We start from the raw sequence: 2,550 nt of genomic DNA, 5'->3' as shown, positions 1-2,550 counted from the left end.
TGTTTCTGGCCGACGTCGAGGACACCCTCCGGTGGCACCGGATCGTCTGGTGCACCGTCGAATTCGATCGTGGTGAACGCCCGGCCCTGGGTGAACAACAGGAGAGTCACCGATTTGGACCCGTCGGGCGACGTGCCGGAGACAACCCATCCGTTCGACCCCACTGGCGATGGTTGGGGCACGCCACCGGGGACGGACTCACCTAGCGCCGACTGCGCCGCGTGCAACGCAGCTACGGCCGAAGCTTCGTCGGGGAGGATCAGGATGGTATCGCCGACTTCTTCGGTGTCGCCGTCATTGGAGAATCGCACCGCAACACCGTCACGTCCGTTCGGGTGGAGCGTCGGCGCCGATGCGGTGAAGGTCTGTCCGGGTGCGGTGAGGTCGCTTCCCTTGATCAGCAGACTCGTGAAGTCGGCCGACGCAGACGACGGTGTGGCCTGTCCAGTACTGGATACCGTTGCCGCAGAGGTCGTCGACGAAGCAGATGTGGGCTGATGGTTGCTGCAGCCAGCGGTGGGCACCGCAAGAAATATCGTCAACCCCGCGGCGGCGACTGCGAAACGCATCATGGTTCTCAATCCCTGGTTCGTGCGCACCCGAAGAATGTGACTACTGTATCGACTACGGAAGCGTCTTGTCGTTGCCCTTGGCAATCAGCCTTGGATTGGCCGCACTCGCTAATACGCCGGGTTTTGCCGCCCCGCCGCCGCCTCAGTTACCTCATGGCTGTCGCCACAGGTCCGACCGTCTAACAGTACCGAGACATTGACCTGGTCAATCTCGTGCATCCGAACCGCCGCAAGACAATGCGCTGGAGCAGTAGGCACACCCTCACCCGACCAAATATATGGTCCACGTATAGTTGCGTCGAGTTGCTGCGCGGATGTCGGAGCCGTCCGCGGCGTGATGTAGATGCGCCTTCAAACGCGGATGAGAAGGTGGCTAGCCGTTTAGTGTCCCGGCATGGATCGCATTTGGCAGTGGGCGTGGGATCGGTACGGACCGTGGTATTCGTGGGCCTTTTACGCACTTACTTCGGTCCTCATGCTGTCTGGCTACCTCTTCTGGTCGTTGGTCGTCGTCGCATTCGAGAGGTCCGATCGGTACGTGGAGGCAGCTGTCGTGACCGTCGTCGCCGTGGTCGTGATGACATACGTGATGGTTCTTCCTGGTCGAGGTTGGATCCGTCTTGCCGAGAAGTGGGCAGCCGGTGACGAAGTCGAACCGGTGAAGGCGCTGGGTGCCACCTACACCTGGGCTCGAAGCGCGGTGGCACGCGCGGTCGGAGTCAACGCCGTGAGTGCTGCGCTGCTATTGCTCGTCGTCGGTGCGATCGCACAGGCGAGTGGCTGGCGGCTAGTCCAATACGGGGTGATGGGCGCCGTTCTCGGAATCGTATTCCAGCTGATGGCAATTCATGGCTTCCTAGAATCGGCGCTGCGACCCGTCAGGGCCGCTCTCGCTGGTGACACCAGCGTCGGTGACGCCATGCCGCGCTCTCGCCCGTCCTTTGCCGCATGGTCGAACGTGTCCGTGCTCGCGTCCACGTTTGCGTTTGCCGCGGGTGCAGCGGTGGTAGCGGCCTTATTCCACTGGGCCAGTGACCTTCCCGTCCTGTCTGTCGCGATCGGAGGTGCGTTAACGCTTGCCTACGCGGTGCCGATCACAATCGGTGCCACCCTTGCGCCATCCTTATCGCCCATCCGTGACCTCGCCAACGCGACTGAACGTGTTGCGGCTGGCGACTACACCCAACGGCTACCCGTGGTCCAAGACGATGACCTCGGTGCACTAGCAGCGTCGTTCAACCGCATGCAAGCGGGCTTGGCTGAGAGGCAACGACTTCAGGCGGCGTTCGGAACCTACGTCGACCCCGCCCTAGCGGCGCGGCTACTCGAGCAGGGCGACGACATCTTCACCGGGGAGCGCCGCCAAGTGACGGTGATGTTCGTCGACATCCGCGACTTCACCCCGTTCGCCGAAGCCAACACCGCCGAGGACACCGTCGCCCGGCTCAACGCCTTGTTCGAGATCGTCGTGCCTGCCGTCGTCGACGCCGGTGGGCACGTCAACAAGTTCCTCGGCGACGGCGCTTTGGCGGTCTTCGGCGCCCCGAACGACCTCGCGGACCATGCCGTCGCCGCGGTGAGCGCCGCCGTCCTGATTCACGGCCGTGTCGCCAAGCGATTCAGCGGGGAGCTTCGCATCGGCATCGGAATCAACACCGGCGTTGTAATCGCGGGAACCATCGGCGGGGGCGGCAAGCTCGAGTTCACCCTCATCGGTGACACCGTCAACGTCGCTGCCCGCGTCGAGCAACTCACCAAAACCACCGGCGACACGATCCTTCTCACCCAGCAGTGCGTCGACGCCTTGACGTCTCCACCGCCCGGACTCGTCGACCGGGGATTCCACGCGCTGAAAGGAAAGTCAGCCGAAGTACAGGTCTTCGGCCTCGACCAAGAGATCGACACGCGGGTTGACCTCACTAGCTAACGGGTGAAGCAATCCACTGCCGCGATCACCCGCGACCCAATTCTTTCGCCG

General features: G+C 63.0%; 2 protein-coding genes. One reads left to right on the top strand and one right to left on the bottom strand.

Going from position 1 to position 2,550, the window contains the following annotated elements:
• Window positions 1-572, bottom strand: a 572-nt coding sequence (locus tag QOD90_RS07425) for a hypothetical protein (RefSeq protein ID WP_526348186.1), incomplete at its 3' end; no start/stop codon positions are given.
• A 394-nt stretch (window positions 573-966) separates the two neighbouring features.
• Here QOD90_RS07425 and QOD90_RS07420 point away from each other — a divergent pair.
• Window positions 967-2,499, top strand: coding sequence for an adenylate/guanylate cyclase domain-containing protein (locus QOD90_RS07420; RefSeq protein WP_526348184.1), 1,533 nt, complete (start codon window positions 967-969; stop codon window positions 2,497-2,499).
• Window positions 2,500-2,550: the final 51 nt, after the last annotated feature.

Origin of the sequence: Mycobacterium sp., assembly GCF_032161845.1 — a bacterium.
Taxonomy (GTDB): Bacteria; Actinomycetota; Actinomycetes; order Mycobacteriales; family Mycobacteriaceae; genus Mycobacterium.
This window is presented reverse-complemented; position numbering and strand designations above follow the sequence as displayed.